Consider the following 13,439-nt stretch of genomic DNA (forward strand, 5'->3'; position numbering starts at 1 on the left):
CTACCTTCGTCTGTACGCACCCGCACCCCGCGGATGCCAGTCTCCGTTTTTGAAAATCCCGCAAATTCAGGAATTCCAACATGTTAGCGCGCCGTCCCGAGACTTCTCCCAGGGCGCGACGACGCAACCTAATAAAAACATTTTCCAGGGTCAACCCATTTTGCGAATTAAGTTGCAAACAGTGGCTTTGAGGCTTGCCGAATATTGCGCGGAAATAACATGGCTGCCATGCACCGGGGCAAGCTGGTGACGGAACCACGTACCCTGCCGCTTGGCATACCTGCGGGTCGATTGCCGCGCCAGTGCCGTCGCCGCCGGCAGATCGATCTCGCCCCGCAGATAGGACGAAAGCTCGGGCACGCCGAGCGCCTTCATGACCGGTAGATCGGCAGGGAGATCCAATCTCATCAGCTCACGCACCTCCTCCAGCGCCCCAAGCTCGATCATCCTGCCGAAGCGGCCGTCGCACGACGCGTACAGCGCTTCCCGCGGAGGATCGACCACGATGGGGAGGAACCGCAGGCCGGGCGGCGGGCCGGCGGTCGGGTCGGACTGCCAGGCCGTGATCGAGCGGCCCGTCGCTTGCCAAACCTCGACGGCGCGCAGCAGCCGCTGGGTGTCGCCCGGCTTGAGGCGGGCCGCCGTGATGGGGTCGCGATCCGCCAGCAACGCGTGAAGGCCTGGGCTGCCGATGGCGGCGTGAAGGTCCCGTACCGCCGCGCGGACTTCGGCCGGCACCGGTGGGATATCCGCCAGCCCTTCCATCAGCGCCCGCAGGTAGAGCCCAGTGCCGCCGACGACGATGGGCAGGCTGCCGGAGGTTCGGGCGGCGCGGATCTCCGCCAGCGCCATCGCCTGCCAGCGGGCGGCGGAGCAGCGCTCGCGCGCCGGCAGCGCACCGTACAGCCGATGGGGCGCGCGGGCCTCGTCGGCGGCCGGGGGGCGGGCGGTCAGGACCGGCAGCTCACGGTAGATTTGCATGCTGTCGGCGTTGACGACGGTGCCGCCGAACTCCTCCGCCAAGTCGAGAGCGAGCGCTGATTTGCCGCTGGCGGTCGGGCCGCCTACGACGATGACGGTTGTTTCGGGCATGGACAAGGCTTGGTGGGACATTTCATAAAGGCGCCTGATCTTCGCCGCGGATATTCCAGATGAACAATGTTCTGACCCTGATCGCCGACCCCAGCGCCGCCGACCTGGACGATAGCACGGTTGCCGCTGCCCGGAGCGCCCTGAAGGACCTGGGCGCCGAGACCGGCTCGCCGGACTGGCTGGCGCCGGGCATCGCCTGCGACGTCCCGTTCGACGGGCTCAACTGCGATCAGGCCGACGCGGCCCTCCATACTGCCTTGCCAGACCGGCCGGTGGACATGATCACCCAGCCGGTCGCCAGCCGCCGCAAGCGGCTGCTGATCGCCGACATGGAGTCGACCATCATCCGGCAGGAAATGCTGGACGAACTGGCCGAACTGGTCGGTTTGAAGGACCTGATCGCAGGCATAACCTACCGCGCCATGAATGGCGAGATCGACTTCAAGGACGCTCTGCGCGAGCGGGTGGCCTTGCTGAAGGACCTGCCGGTCGAGAGCCTGGAGCAGGTCTATGGCCGGGTCGAGCTGATGCCGGGTGCGCTGGAACTGGTCGCCACCATGAAGGCCAGCGGCGCCTATTGCGCGCTGGTGTCCGGCGGATTCAAGTTCTTCACCGAGCGGGTGCGCGCCACGGTCGGGTTCGACGAGGATCAGGCCAACGACCTTGAAATCGTCGGTGGCCGCCTGAGCGGCATCGCGGTGGAGCCGATCCTGGACAAGGACGCCAAGGTCGCGGCCCTGTTGCGGGTGGCCGGCGCCAACCGCATCCCGTTGCGGGACAGCATCGCGGTGGGCGACGGCGCCAACGACCTGCCCATGCTCCAGGCCGCCGGTCTCGGAGTAGCCTTCCATGCCAAGCCCGTCGTGGCGACGCAGGCCCGGGCGCGGGTCGAGCGGTCGGACTTGACCGCTCTGCTCTATGCCCAGGGCTATCGGGCGGCGGATATCCGCCGCTGACGGCGGCTGCGGACGGTCAGGCCGATTTCAGCGTGGTCGGGTCATCCACGGCCGCTGCCGGAGCCTCTACCTCACCGGTCGGGGCTGCTTCGGGTGATGCCGCCGTGACGGTTTCATCTACTGCCGGTGCTGCCGGTGCCGTCTCCACGCCGCTGTCGAGAGTTGCGGCCGTAGCGGTAGCGATCGCGGTCGTGGCTGCCGCGAGGGCGGCGGTGGAGGCCGCGGCGGCGCTTATCGGGCCTGCGGCGGCGGCAGGCTTGGCGTCGTCCGGGGACGTGGTCGCAGGCGCCGTGGGCTTGGGCTCCACAGCGCCGGCCCCCGCTGCCTGGACGGCGGCATCATTGGATGGGGTTCGCCTTGCCATCCCGGGAGCGGCCTGTCTCTGGGTAAACAGCGATTCGACGGTTTCGACCAGCCGTTGAAGGATCGTATAGACCAGCGTCGCGGAGAAGCCGCCGAGCAGGGCGAGCAGGGGCTTGCCGAAGACCGATGCCGATGAAACCGGTGCGGACGCGTCGGCCGTTTCCGGACCCGGCCCGATCGGGATCATCTGGGACAGGACGAGGCCGGCAATGATGCCCAGGCCGATCCTCATCCAGTAGGAGGATTCGAAGCGGGGATCATAGGTGCCCTGCTCGATATACTTGTGTGCGATGAACAGGGCGTGAAAGCAGCCTCCCATGGCGGCGGCGCTCATCAGGAAGATCAGGATCTCCAGGCTTGCCAGCCCGTCGAGGGAATAGATGTCCGCTGACAGGTTCTGGTGGCTTATCGAATCCGACAGGCTGCTGAGGACGAAGACCATCGTGAAGAAGGCGGCGCCAAGAACCAGACGCCGGATCGACGACAGCGGCCCGAGGATAGATGCCCAGCTGTTCCGCGATTTGTCGATATGCAGGAGATAGATCGTACGCGGCGTCGCGGGCGCCACGACATCGGCCAATTGACCGTGCAGGGATGCAAGGTAAGCGAGCGGAACGGACTGATCCGCGTCCTCGACGACTTTCTCGAACAGATCGAGAGATTGCTGCAACGACGGCGGCAGCTTCAGCCCGTTCCCCAGGGCGTACCGCACCATGGCGTCACATTCCAAGGCGATGTGCCGCCGAAACTTCGTTGAGTTCGTTTCCGGGGATGGCTGTGCCGGAACCGGCATCACCTCGTTCGCGCCGCTGACAGTCAGGTCCGTCACGATAAATCTCTCCGGAAGGCTAAACCAAGAGGGTCAGAATTCCCCAAAATTTTCTAAAAAGTCAATAAAAATACCTCTACGCGCTACTGTGACGTGTAGTTGTCGTTCTTGATTTGTTTGCATTGGGCGATTAGGGTCCACCAACGAACTCTCATCGGCCGGTGACTCATGGCGACCGTCATCATCACGGAAAAATCCAGTCAGGCACGTGACCTGCGCGTGGCGTTGGGCAACCGGTTCGGACAGATTCTACCGGCGGAAGGTCATCTGCTGCGTCTGGCGGAGCCGGACGAAGTCAATCCGGAATGGAAGCGCTGGACTACCGCGCTGCTGAAGCCCGACGGCCTCTATCCAACCAAGCCCGACACCTACGGTAACAAGCAGGCCAAGTTCCAGGCGATCGTGGCGGCTCTCAAGGGCTGCGACAAAGTGATCCTGGCGACCGACTGCGACCGCGAAGGGCAGTTGATCGGGCAGGAGATCTTGGAGCATGTCGGCTTCCGGGGCAACGTGATGCGCGCCATCTTCACGGCCCAGGACCCAAAGACGATCCGCGACGCCTTCGAGCGGCTGAAACCCAATACGGAACTGCGCCCGGTCTATGAAGCGGCGGTAGCCCGCCAGCAGGCCGACCAGATATTCAATCTCTCGTTGACACGGACGGCGACGACGACGCTCCGCGCTCCCGGCTCCAAGACGGTGATTGGGATCGGGCGGGTCAAGACGCCGACGCTGGCCATCGTCTGCATGCGCGAGCTTGAGATCGTCAATTTCAAGCCGGAGGTTTATTTCGAGATCGTGGCGACCGCGACGGTCGAGAACGGCGCCTTCCTGATGCGTCACGCGCCGCCGCCCAAGGACCGCATCAAGGACAGGAAGCGGGCCGACGCCATCGCCCAGGCGGCGGAAGGCTGCAAGGGTCCGCTGGCCGTGACGGTCGAGGAAAAGCGTCAGGGACCGCCGCGCCTGTTCGACCTGCCGGCGTTGCAGAAAACCTGCGGCCAGCGCTGGGGCTGGAACGCCGACAAGACGCTGTCCGTCGCCCAGGAGCTTTACGATGGCGACGGCAAGAAGCTGATAACCTATCCCCGCGCCGAGGCCCGCTACCTGTCGGAGAACCAGATCGACGACGTGCCGGCGATCGTCCGCGCGCTCACCGGTCTGCGCGGGTTCGCCCATCTGGACATTTCCCGGCCCGTGATCCGCAAGGGCAAGTCCGGCCATTTCTGCGACAAGGCGCTGGAAGGCGTGTCGCACCATGCCATCGTGCCGAACGTCAACGTATTGGGCGACCTGGAACCGCGGCTCGCCCGCCTCAGCGAGGACGAGAAGCGCCTGTTCGCGCTGATCTGCCGATCCTATCTGGCCGTCGTGATGCCCGACTACGAATACCGCCAGACGACGGTGACGATGCCGGTTCCGATGCCGGAGGGTAAGCCGGTCGAGTTCCGCACCATCGGCCGGGTGCCGATAAAGCTGGGCTGGAAAGAGGTCTATACCGGCGCCGAGCAGTCGAACCAGCCGGAGCTGGAGAACGAACAGACGCTGCCGCCGATCAAGGACGGCGACCTCGCGGCGCTGTCGGACGCCAAGGTCGAGGCGAAGCGGACCCAGCCGCCGCCGCGCTACAACGAAGGCACCTTGATCGACGCCATGCAGAATGCATGGCGCTTCGTCGAGGACCCTGCTCTCCGCGACCGCCTGAAGGAGGCCAAGGGCATCGGCACTCCCGCCACCCGCGCCGAGGTCATCAAGGGGCTGAAACGGCAGAACATGCTGGTTGCGGAAGGCAAGCTGGTGGTGCCTACCGAAGCCGGTCTCCACCTGTTCGAACTGCTGCGGACATCCGCCCCCGTGCTGGTCGATCCCGGCACCACGGCCGTCTGGGAAATGAAGCTGGACGAGATCGTCACCGGCCGGGCCGAGTTCCGCACCGTGATCGACGGTATCGCGACCGAAGCCGACCGCCTGATCGGCGCGCTCCGCCAGCGTTCCGGCGCCAAGCTCGACCTTGGTGCCCCGACGCCGTCTCCTTCGGTCAAGACCAAGGGCAGGGCGAAGACGGTGCGCAAGCCCCGCGTCAAGGCGGTGGCGAAGGATGGCGAGACACCGGAGAAGTCTCCCACGGTCAAGCGCCGCCGGTCCCCGGCGCGCCAGAAGCAGACGATGACGGCGGCCACGGCTCCGGCTTCGGATGAAGGCACGAAGACTGCCGAACCGCGTCCCGGTCGTGTGCGTGGCAATCCGCCGACCGAAAAGATGCTGAACTTCGCCAAATCCATCGCCGAGCGCCGGGGGATCGAGCTGTCTCCGGCGGTCGCCGGCGATTTCGACGCGTGCCGGACGTTCCTCGACCTTTACGCCAAGAATCCTTCGTGACCGGCAGTCTCTTAGACGGGCGCTTAGACGAGCGGCGGCCCGTTCAGTAATCCTGTCGCTGCCGCTCAAGCGTGAAGTCGTCCAGGGGCGCCACGCCGCACGGCTTGGACAGCGGTGTCGGCGGGGCGACTACGCCGGTGGCGCTGCCGCAGGGTAGGGAGCCCGTCATGACGCCGACGCCGAGCCTGTTCGCTTCCCGTATCTGACCGCGCTGGACCATGCCGTCATAACGCCCCTGTGGCGTATCCGGCGTCATCGCGGACGCATTGGCGGGGCCTGTAGGAACAGCGGCGACCGGCGCTCTCGCCATCACACCGGCCTCATTGTATTGGACCAGGGGAGGCACGCTCCCTTGGATGGGAACGATGTCGGGACCGGTGCAGCCCGCCAGACAGAAGACGCCGAGGATCAAGGGAAATACGCGCATCAGTCCGCTCCGATCGTTATTCAGTGCCATGCGCCGAGCAGGCCGACCATCGTCTCGACCGCCAGACGACGGCCGACCAGATCGACCGTTATGGGTTGCGTCACGGGCACGAAGCCGTGCTTGGTCGCGGCGTAGCCGGTGGAAGACCGCTCCGGAGGAAGCGCCAGCGTCACGACGTTGGCGAGCACCCCGCCGCTCGATATTTGCTTGACGGTCACCTTGAACGCGGTGCCCACGGGAGAACGGGGATCGCGTGTCGCTAGGACTTCCATCAGAAGATCGGCCGTGCTTGCAACGCCGGCCATTTCCCCCCGCGCCTGATCGGCGGCGCCAGACTTCTTCGAGGCGTGGTCGGTGGTGCGGATCGCCAAGCTGCGATCGATGAAGTTCACCCCGGCCTCAGAGAAGGCCTGTGAGAAGGAGGCCTCGAACGCCCATTCCGACGGCTCCGCGAAGTCCGGCCGACGGGCGGTTTCCGGTTCCGCCACGCGCGACCGGATCGTCACGTCCCGGTCCTGCCCCCAGATGATGGCGCCCGGCACCGCGACGCCCACGCCGAAATCCCGCCGCTCGATCCGTGTCTCCGCGGTGCCCGCCGAAGATGCATGGTCGTCCAGCTCCCGGTTCCAGAAGACCATGATACGCGGGCTCTTCCGGGTGGCGTAGGCTTGTCGGAATCGATCTATCGTCCCGTCATCGATGGGTGGCTGATTCCCTCCCGGACCGCCCATCGGCGCCATGACCGGCGGCAGCCCCGTCCGGTAGCCCTGGCTGTCGATCTGCTGCGCTCCGGCGGGAAAGGCCGCCGCGGTCAGCAATAGGATGCCCGCAAAAACTCTTCTCACGGCGCGCTCCTCAGCTCGGTCAGGTAGGTCTGGACGCGTTTGGCGTCCATCGACATCTCGCTGTAATGCCCGACCGACCGGGGAGGCAGGTGGATCTTCTGCCACGCGGAGACCGGTTCGACCGGGCGTTGGCCGGCGTCGAAGAAGTTCGTCCGCCCTTCGACGACCAGCGGCCAGTCCGTGCAGTTGACCATGCGGGTCGTGACCTCGACCGTGCCGGTCGGCGTCCGCTGGGCGCCCGTGTACTGGACGAGCACGCTTTCCGCCGTGAAGCTGTCGGAGAAGGACACGGAGTTCAGGGGAATCGGCGTCATCGTACCGGGCTGGACCGGCACCAGGGCCAGTTCCGGTATCTGCCGCGCAGCCATGTAAGGCGCGAAGTCGCAGCCCAGCGTCTGCTGGATGGGCTGATTGCAGGCGCTTAAAGGAAGCGCCAGCGCCAATGCGATCAGGACGGCGGGAAAGGGCATGGCTGGCTTGTCCACGGAGTTCACTCCTTGACCGCGAAGGGCGCGATAGTGGGGATGGCGAGTGCGGAATGGGTGCGGCCCCAGCCGATGGCGCGCTTGCCCTTGTGCGCGACGCGCATCTGGACGGGCTTGTTCTGGCTGTCCGCCATGGTCACCGCGACCTCGCCGTCAGGTATGCGCAGCGTTGCGAAATGCAGGTTGTCGGGCAGGTTGTCCCAATAGCGGAGATCGGCTTCCGGGGTTGTCGCGGCGGCGGCCGCGTGCGCCATCAGGCCGACAAGCAGCACGATCGCGCCAGCCGCCGCCATGTTGTTGTCGTTGTAGTGGGAGCCGGCATTGATCATCCCCAAGCCGCCCCCGATCCCGATGACGGCGGCGGTATTCATGCCATCCTTGAACTCCGCCTTGCCGTCCAGGATCGCCTGAACCTGACGTCCGCCTCGTGTGGATGCCTGGAACCAGACATCCTCGGCCAGGGCAGCCGGCACCGTCTTCTCCCCCATCGTGAAGGCGGCATGTTCGATACCGGGAGTGCCCCGGTGGGGTTCCATCTTCTCCTTGAACTCGCCGGTGCTGACCTTGGTCGGGGATGTCCCGCTTTCCGCGATAAGAAGCAGGTTGTCCTTCGGCGATGGCGCCATCAGGTCGGAGCGCAGCTTATGCGCCTCCGCGAAGGCGGAAGCGGCGGCGTCCTTGCGGCCCATGCAGTGGGAGGACCAGCCCTCCAGGAACGCCAGCGACGCGAAGTCGGCGTTGAATTTCTCATCGACCGCCAGACTGTCCTGGAGCATGCCGCCCTTGAACGAGGCACGGGCGTTCTCGTAATCGCCTTCCGCAAGATAGGCCAAGCCGCGATAGTAATAGGCCATCGCCCGCTCGTAAGGCTCGCCCTTGAAGTCCTTGGCGTTTTCCTTGACGAATTTGGAACGTGCGGCTTCCGCCTTTTCGTTGTCGGCGTAGATCGCCTCGATACGGTTCAGGGCTTCGTCGAGCGCTTTCCCGGCCGTTTCGATCTCACCGGCTTCGAACGCGGCGACGCCGATGCGGGTGTAGTTCAGAACAGTGTTGCGGTCGCCTTCCGGCAGGACACGTCCGTAGAGGCGCTTCAGCTTGTCGGGCTTGTCGGCGAGGAACTCCGCCTGCTGCTTGGGATCGATCTTCAGACTGATTTCATGCTGCTGAGTGGCACCGCACGCGGAGAGAGCGAGCGCACAGACGGTGTAGGCAAGAACGTGGCGCCGGATGCGCATCGGCATTTCTCCAGAGCGGGGGAAGCTGAACCTGTGACGCTCCGGGCGCTCAGCGGTAGACGATGTCGTCCTGTGCCGCGCGGGCGAACTCGTAGATGCCGGACCAGACGATGGTCCCGCGTTCCAGATCCACCATCTCGAAGACGATCTGGTTGTATCGCTGGACCATGCCGTTGGATGGGTTGCGGCTATCCACCGACGAGATACGGCCGCCCAGGCGGTAATCGCCGCCGGCCTGCGCCTTAGTCAAGCCGGTGGTCGCCTGATCTACGACGCCTTGGCGCTTGAGGTCGCGTTCCTGCGCGACCATCTCGGCATAGTGGCGGCCGACGAAGACCATGCGCCCCTGGGCGTTGCGGTTGAGGCCGACGCGCAGGCGGTCGGTTATGGCGTTCTTGTTCAGCCGCTGCGCCGACTCGTTTTCGAAGAACTCGCCGTCGACGATGATCTGCGGCGGGCGCGCCGCCGATGCCAGCACCGGGGTCGACATCATGTCGCGCATCATGCGGTCGGTCATCGAGACGATGTCCTGGCCCTCGATCCCGACGCCGGCAACCGGTCCGCGGGTGCCCGGATCGAGTTCGACCACACGCATGCCGGAAACGTTCTCGCTCTTCGACTGGCAGCCCGCGACCAGGGCGGAAACCGCCAGCACCGCCAGCGCCTTGACGATGGTCCTCGGTCGGACGGTTTCCGCAAGGTTGATGCGCAGCATGGGTAATCCTGTGACAAAAATGGATTATCGGCATTTATCAATTATTCTCGTAAATTGGTAGGTAAATAGCGTCTTTTGGAACCAGGGAAGCGCTTGGACCGTCTTTTCGCACTCGATTGTTGTGACAGCGGCGGTGGGTTGTGCCATAATGACGCCGTTCGCTTAACATGGCCTGTGAGTGCCGGTGATGAACGTCAACATACCGCCTCCGCCGCCGATCGTCTCGAAACCGTACAGTTCAGCTTCGGCAGCGCCCGTCTACACACCCCAGCCCGCAGTGGCCGCAGCCCTGCAAAATGCAGGCGTGACCCAGACGCAGACGCTTCAGGCGGCCACCGCCACCGCACGGGCAGAGACGCCGCGCCGGCCGACCAGCGGCACCGAAACCGGCCAAGCCGTCGACACCAGGGCGCAGGCTCTGTCGAGCAGATCGCAGGGGCGTGGCAAGATCGTCGATATCAAGGCATAGGCCGGGCTTGGCTTGGACCGGATAATGTACCCGTCACGAGAGCGGGCATAAAAAAACGCGGGCCGAAGCCCGCGTTTTTCATTGGCCGTTCAGGCTCCGGTCCAACAGGACCGTCAGCCTTCGATGCCGTCCGAGTTGTCGATGATGCGGCTGACGAGGCCGTAATCCTTCGCCTCTTCGGCGGACATCCAGTAGTTCCGGTCGGTGTCCTTCTCGACCCGCTCCAGCGGCTGCCCCGTCTCACGGGCGATGATCTCGTTGATGCGGCGGCGCATCTTGATGATCTCCTTCGCCTCGATCGCGATATCCGTCGCCCGTCCGCCGGCGCCGCCGAGCGGCTGGTGGATCAGGAAGCGGGTGTTCGGCAGGCAGAGCCGGTTTTCCTTCTTCGCGGCCAGATAGATGTGGGCGCCGGCACTGGCGACCCAGCCGGTGCCGATCACCTTCACCTGCGGCTTGATGAAGCGAATCATGTCGTGGATGCTGTCGCCCGATTCCACGTGTCCGCCCGGCGAGTTGATGAAGATCCGGATCGGGTCGTCATTCTCGACCGACAGGGCGAGGAGCTGGGCAACGGTGCTTTCAGCGACCTTCTGGTTGATCTCACCGAAGATCGTGATCGTGCGTGACTTGAACAGGTTTTGAAGAACCGTGCTGAAGGGGGCCGGGGTCGGCTTTGGCGTCTCTTCCTTCGGTTCCTCGTCCATGACCCAAAACATCAAATTCTCCTCGGACCTCACACCGCGCAAGAGCGCACGGAGCATTTCGTTCGCTTGACTTGCATAGCCGGATTTGACTGCCGGTTCAACCTGCACCCACAGGACTATGACGAGCGTCTCGCCTATTCGACAAAAGGTCGGGCAGAAGATCGGCGAGCGCCGGGCCGCGCCGGGCGCGGGTAAGCTCGACCAGACCCAGCTTCGACATTCCGTAAACGTTGACCCCGGAAGGATCATCGGCGGTGGCATGGCTCAGCGCGTCGAGCACGCGTTGTCCGCCGGACTCGAAGCCCCGGCCTGACAAGTTGATGAAATCGACGATAACGATGCCGCCGATGTTGCGCAGCCGGAGTTGCCGGGCGATCTCGCCGGCGGCTTCCAGGTTGGTCGCCAGCACGTTGGGCCGCTCGCCGCCGTTGACATCGATGACGGTCAGCGCCTCCGTCCGGTCGATGACGAGGCCGGCGCCGCCGGGCAGGGGGACATGCCTGCTGGTCAGCCGGGCGATCTCGCCCTCCAGGTCGTAGCGCTCGAACAGGGGCTCGGGACCGGCGTGGCGCTCGATCAGCGGAGCGATGTCGGGCGCCATATCGGCGGCCCAGGCGTTCAGATCGGCAAGGATGCCGGGATCGGCGACCAGGATTCGGGACACCACCCGGCCGCCCTGCTCGACGACGGCGCGGATGGGAGCCGCAGGGCCGGACAGCAGCGGAAGCGGCGCTGTCGAGCCGCATTGCTGCTCGACATTCCGCCACTTCACGGCCAGGGCCTCGGCCTCGGCCGCCAGCACCTCGGCTGACACGTTCAGGGCGCCCGCGCGGACGATCCAGCCGCCGCCAAGTCCAGCCGTGATGCCGGCGATGGTCTGCGTAAGCTTGGCCTTGGCGTCGCCCTGGGCGATCCGGCGGGAGATCGAGATGCCGGGTTTGAACGGTGTCAGCACCAGGAAGCGGCCGGGCAGGGTCGCGTCCATGGTCAGGCCGGGGCCTTTGTCGCCGCCCGGCTCGGCCTTGACCTGGACCGGGACAGACTGGCCGGCGCGCAGCAGCGTGCCGATGCGCGATGCATCGACCCGCGCGGCCTTGCGGCTGGCCGGCGCCGCGATGCGTAGGTCGGCGGCATTGAGCAGGCCGGCGCTGGGACCGCCTATATCGACGAAGGCGCCGTTCAAGGCAGTGACCACCCGGTCGACCCGCCCCAGCACGATGTCGCCTAGGCGACTAGGCCGGTCGTCGCTGTCGATGTGGAGGTCGGTGAGGCGTCCGTCCTCGACGACCGCGGCGCGCATGAGCGGGCCGGCGTGGTCGATCAGGATTTCGATTTTGCCGGTCAACTCTACCCGTCGGCGCTGATGAAGCGGGCGCTGGAAACGAAGCCCGCGCCGTACAGCATGTTGGACACCTCGAACAGCGGCAGTCCCACCACATTGCTGTAGGAACCGCCGATCCACCGGATCAGGGCCGCCGCCCGGCCCTGGATGGCGTAGCCGCCAGCCTTGCCGAGCCACTCGCCCGAGGCGATGTACCCTTCGGTTTCCTCATGGCTGAGCACCTTGAAGGTAACGGCCGTCTGGACCGTCCGGTCGAGCCGCCTGCCGTCGGGCAGTACGAGGACGACGCCGCCATAGACACGGTGGCGCCTGCCGGACAGGAGTTTGAGGCAGGTGCGCGCCTGGGCTTCCGTTTCCGCCTTGGGCAGTATCCGGCGGCCGCAGGCGACCACGGTATCCGCCGCCAGCACGAAGCTGCCGGCATGGCGGGATGCCACCGCGTCAGCCTTCTCGGCAGCCAGCCTTGCGGCATGCTGGGAGGGAAGCTCGTCGCGATGCGGAGTTTCGTCCAGGTCTGCGGGGTCGATGCCGGCCGGTTCGATACCGATCTGGCGCAGCAAGTCGAGTCGCCTGGGGGAGGCCGAAGCCAGCACCAGCGGGGAAGGCGCCGGAACTGTCATGACATGCCGGTCATGGATGACCTGGTCATCGTCAGGTCGATGCCGAAAATTACTTGAAACGGAATGTGATTCGGCCCTTGCTGAGATCGTAAGGGGTCATTTCCACATTCACGCGGTCGCCCGCCAGCACGCGGATGCGGTTCTTGCGCATCTTGCCCGATGTATGGGCCAGCACTTCGTGGTCGTTGTCCAGCTTGACCCGGAACATGGCGTTCGGGAGCAGTTCCATCACGGTGCCGGAGAATTCGATAAGATCTTCTTTAGCCATAAGTCCTTTGGTCCGCTCGAGGGATTGCGCTATGGTTATGTGCGCTTTGGTTAAGTGATTGTCGCCATCGCGCCGGTCAAGACGCTTTCCCGGCGCGGGCGAACAATATGCCCATGCGCGGCAAAACGATACTGTCCAGTTGACAAACTTTTGCCCTAAAGAGAAGGGCGCCGGAGATGACTCTCGGGCGCCTTTGCAGCAATCCGACCGGCACAGGGCAAACGGCGCCGGTCGGATATCTTACAATATCTACTGCCGTTCGACCATCAGCTTCTTGATTTCCTGAATTGCCTTGGCCGGATTCAGGCCCTTCGGGCAGGTCCGGGTGCAGTTCATGATGGTGTGGCAGCGGTACAGCCGGAAGGGATCTTCCAGGTTGTCCAGACGCTCGCCGGTGTATTCGTCGCGGCTGTCGGCGATCCAGCGATAGGCCTGGAGCAGCACGGCCGGACCCAGGTAGCGATCGCCGTTCCACCAGTAGCTCGGGCAGCTCGTGGTGCAGCAGAAGCACAGGATGCATTCGTACAGACCGTTGAGCTTCTCGCGCTCTTCCGGGCTCTGGAGACGTTCCCGGTCCGGCGGGGCCGGCGACTGGGACTGGAGCCACGGCTTGATCGAGGCGTACTGGGCATACACCTGGTTCAGGTCGGGGACCAGGTCCTTGACCACCTTCATGTGCGGCAGCGGGTAGATCGCGACGTCGGCCT

The 13,439-nt window shown here is 65.0% G+C and carries 15 protein-coding genes; 3 read left to right on the forward strand and 12 right to left on the reverse strand.

Annotated features, from left to right (window positions below; translation table 11 throughout):
- Positions 1-150: 150 nt before the first annotated feature.
- On the reverse strand, positions 151-1,092 hold the full coding sequence (miaA, locus tag N826_RS08005; protein WP_084720579.1) for a tRNA (adenosine(37)-N6)-dimethylallyltransferase MiaA: 942 nt from the start codon (positions 1,090-1,092) through the stop codon (positions 151-153).
- Positions 1,093-1,151: 59 nt separating this feature from the next.
- Here miaA and serB point away from each other — a divergent pair, with 59 nt between their 5' ends.
- Entirely contained in the window at positions 1,152-2,048 is an 897-nt protein-coding gene (serB, locus tag N826_RS08010) for a phosphoserine phosphatase SerB (protein ID WP_044427392.1), read from the forward strand.
- 16 nt (positions 2,049-2,064) lie between these two features.
- On the opposite strand, the gene N826_RS08015 is transcribed toward serB, so the two are convergent.
- Positions 2,065-3,240: a hypothetical protein gene (locus N826_RS08015; protein WP_052830916.1), complete on the reverse strand. Its 1,176-nt coding sequence runs from the start codon at positions 3,238-3,240 to the stop codon at positions 2,065-2,067.
- Positions 3,241-3,408: 168 nt separating this feature from the next.
- Here N826_RS08015 and N826_RS08020 point away from each other — a divergent pair, with 168 nt between their 5' ends.
- On the forward strand, positions 3,409-5,619 hold the full coding sequence (locus tag N826_RS08020) for a DNA topoisomerase (protein WP_044427394.1): 2,211 nt from the start codon (positions 3,409-3,411) through the stop codon (positions 5,617-5,619).
- 43 nt (positions 5,620-5,662) lie between these two features.
- Here the strand turns inward: N826_RS08020 and N826_RS08025 are convergent, their stop codons facing one another.
- From N826_RS08025 to N826_RS08045, 5 genes are read right to left on the reverse strand one after another with little or no spacing between them, the layout of a single operon-like run.
- Complete coding sequence (locus tag N826_RS08025) at positions 5,663-6,046, reverse strand: hypothetical protein (RefSeq protein WP_044427396.1); 384 nt, start codon at positions 6,044-6,046, stop codon at positions 5,663-5,665.
- A 20-nt stretch (positions 6,047-6,066) separates the two neighbouring features.
- The gene (locus tag N826_RS08030; RefSeq protein WP_147040248.1) at positions 6,067-6,891 is read right to left on the reverse strand and encodes a hypothetical protein; all 825 of its coding nucleotides are present in this window, start codon (positions 6,889-6,891) and stop codon (positions 6,067-6,069) included.
- Positions 6,888-7,376: a putative periplasmic lipoprotein gene (locus tag N826_RS08035; protein ID WP_052830917.1), complete on the reverse strand. Its 489-nt coding sequence runs from the start codon at positions 7,374-7,376 to the stop codon at positions 6,888-6,890. The genes N826_RS08030 and N826_RS08035 overlap by 4 nt, the downstream gene beginning before the upstream one ends.
- 5 nt (positions 7,377-7,381) lie before the next feature.
- Complete coding sequence (locus N826_RS08040; RefSeq protein ID WP_052830918.1) at positions 7,382-8,611, reverse strand: COG3014 family protein; 1,230 nt, start codon at positions 8,609-8,611, stop codon at positions 7,382-7,384.
- Between the two features lie 49 nt (positions 8,612-8,660).
- Positions 8,661-9,326 (reverse strand): membrane protein, encoded by a 666-nt coding sequence (locus N826_RS08045; RefSeq protein ID WP_044427402.1) that lies wholly within the window; start codon positions 9,324-9,326, stop codon positions 8,661-8,663.
- A gap of 187 nt (positions 9,327-9,513) precedes the next feature.
- Here N826_RS08045 and N826_RS42885 point away from each other — a divergent pair, with 187 nt between their 5' ends.
- Positions 9,514-9,795 (forward strand): hypothetical protein, encoded by a 282-nt coding sequence (locus N826_RS42885; protein ID WP_147040250.1) that lies wholly within the window; start codon positions 9,514-9,516, stop codon positions 9,793-9,795.
- Positions 9,796-9,908: 113 nt separating this feature from the next.
- On the opposite strand, the gene N826_RS08050 is transcribed toward N826_RS42885, so the two are convergent.
- From N826_RS08050 to N826_RS08070, 5 genes are all read right to left on the reverse strand, one after another.
- On the reverse strand, positions 9,909-10,514 hold the full coding sequence (locus N826_RS08050) for an ATP-dependent Clp protease proteolytic subunit (protein WP_211099238.1): 606 nt from the start codon (positions 10,512-10,514) through the stop codon (positions 9,909-9,911).
- 85 nt (positions 10,515-10,599) lie between these two features.
- Positions 10,600-11,847: a ribonuclease E/G gene (locus N826_RS08055; protein ID WP_244619460.1), complete on the reverse strand. Its 1,248-nt coding sequence runs from the start codon at positions 11,845-11,847 to the stop codon at positions 10,600-10,602.
- Positions 11,848-11,849: 2 nt separating this feature from the next.
- Positions 11,850-12,464 carry a Maf family protein gene (locus N826_RS08060; protein WP_044427405.1) on the reverse strand — a complete coding sequence of 205 codons (615 nt, stop codon included), beginning with the start codon at positions 12,462-12,464 and terminating at the stop codon, positions 11,850-11,852.
- Between the two features lie 49 nt (positions 12,465-12,513).
- Positions 12,514-12,732: a translation initiation factor IF-1 gene (gene infA, locus N826_RS08065; RefSeq protein WP_037452069.1), complete on the reverse strand. Its 219-nt coding sequence runs from the start codon at positions 12,730-12,732 to the stop codon at positions 12,514-12,516.
- A gap of 249 nt (positions 12,733-12,981) precedes the next feature.
- Positions 12,982-13,439: succinate dehydrogenase iron-sulfur subunit (locus N826_RS08070; RefSeq protein WP_044427409.1), on the reverse strand; the 458-nt coding region annotated here is incomplete at its 5' end.

Source organism: Skermanella aerolata KACC 11604 (assembly GCF_000936425.1).
Lineage (GTDB): Bacteria > Pseudomonadota > Alphaproteobacteria > Azospirillales > Azospirillaceae > Skermanella > Skermanella aerolata.

What these genes read in the sequence shown, in the direction of transcription:
- N826_RS42885 (WP_147040250.1), top strand. Translation starts at nt 9,514, where the DNA reads ATGAACGTCAACATACCGCCTCCGCCGCCGATCGTCTCGAAACCGTAC.
- N826_RS08025 (WP_044427396.1), bottom strand. Translation starts at nt 6,046, where the DNA reads ATGCGCGTATTTCCCTTGATCCTCGGCGTCTTCTGTCTGGCGGGCTGC.
- infA (WP_037452069.1), bottom strand. Translation starts at nt 12,732, where the DNA reads ATGGCTAAAGAAGATCTTATCGAATTCTCCGGCACCGTGATGGAACTG.
- N826_RS08020 (WP_044427394.1), top strand. Translation starts at nt 3,409, where the DNA reads ATGGCGACCGTCATCATCACGGAAAAATCCAGTCAGGCACGTGACCTG.
- serB (WP_044427392.1), top strand. Translation starts at nt 1,152, where the DNA reads ATGAACAATGTTCTGACCCTGATCGCCGACCCCAGCGCCGCCGACCTG.
- N826_RS08050 (WP_211099238.1), bottom strand. Translation starts at nt 10,514, where the DNA reads ATGTTTTGGGTCATGGACGAGGAACCGAAGGAAGAGACGCCAAAGCCG.
- N826_RS08060 (WP_044427405.1), bottom strand. Translation starts at nt 12,464, where the DNA reads ATGACAGTTCCGGCGCCTTCCCCGCTGGTGCTGGCTTCGGCCTCCCCC.
- N826_RS08040 (WP_052830918.1), bottom strand. Translation starts at nt 8,611, where the DNA reads ATGCGCATCCGGCGCCACGTTCTTGCCTACACCGTCTGTGCGCTCGCT.
- N826_RS08045 (WP_044427402.1), bottom strand. Translation starts at nt 9,326, where the DNA reads ATGCTGCGCATCAACCTTGCGGAAACCGTCCGACCGAGGACCATCGTC.
- miaA (WP_084720579.1), bottom strand. Translation starts at nt 1,092, where the DNA reads ATGCCCGAAACAACCGTCATCGTCGTAGGCGGCCCGACCGCCAGCGGC.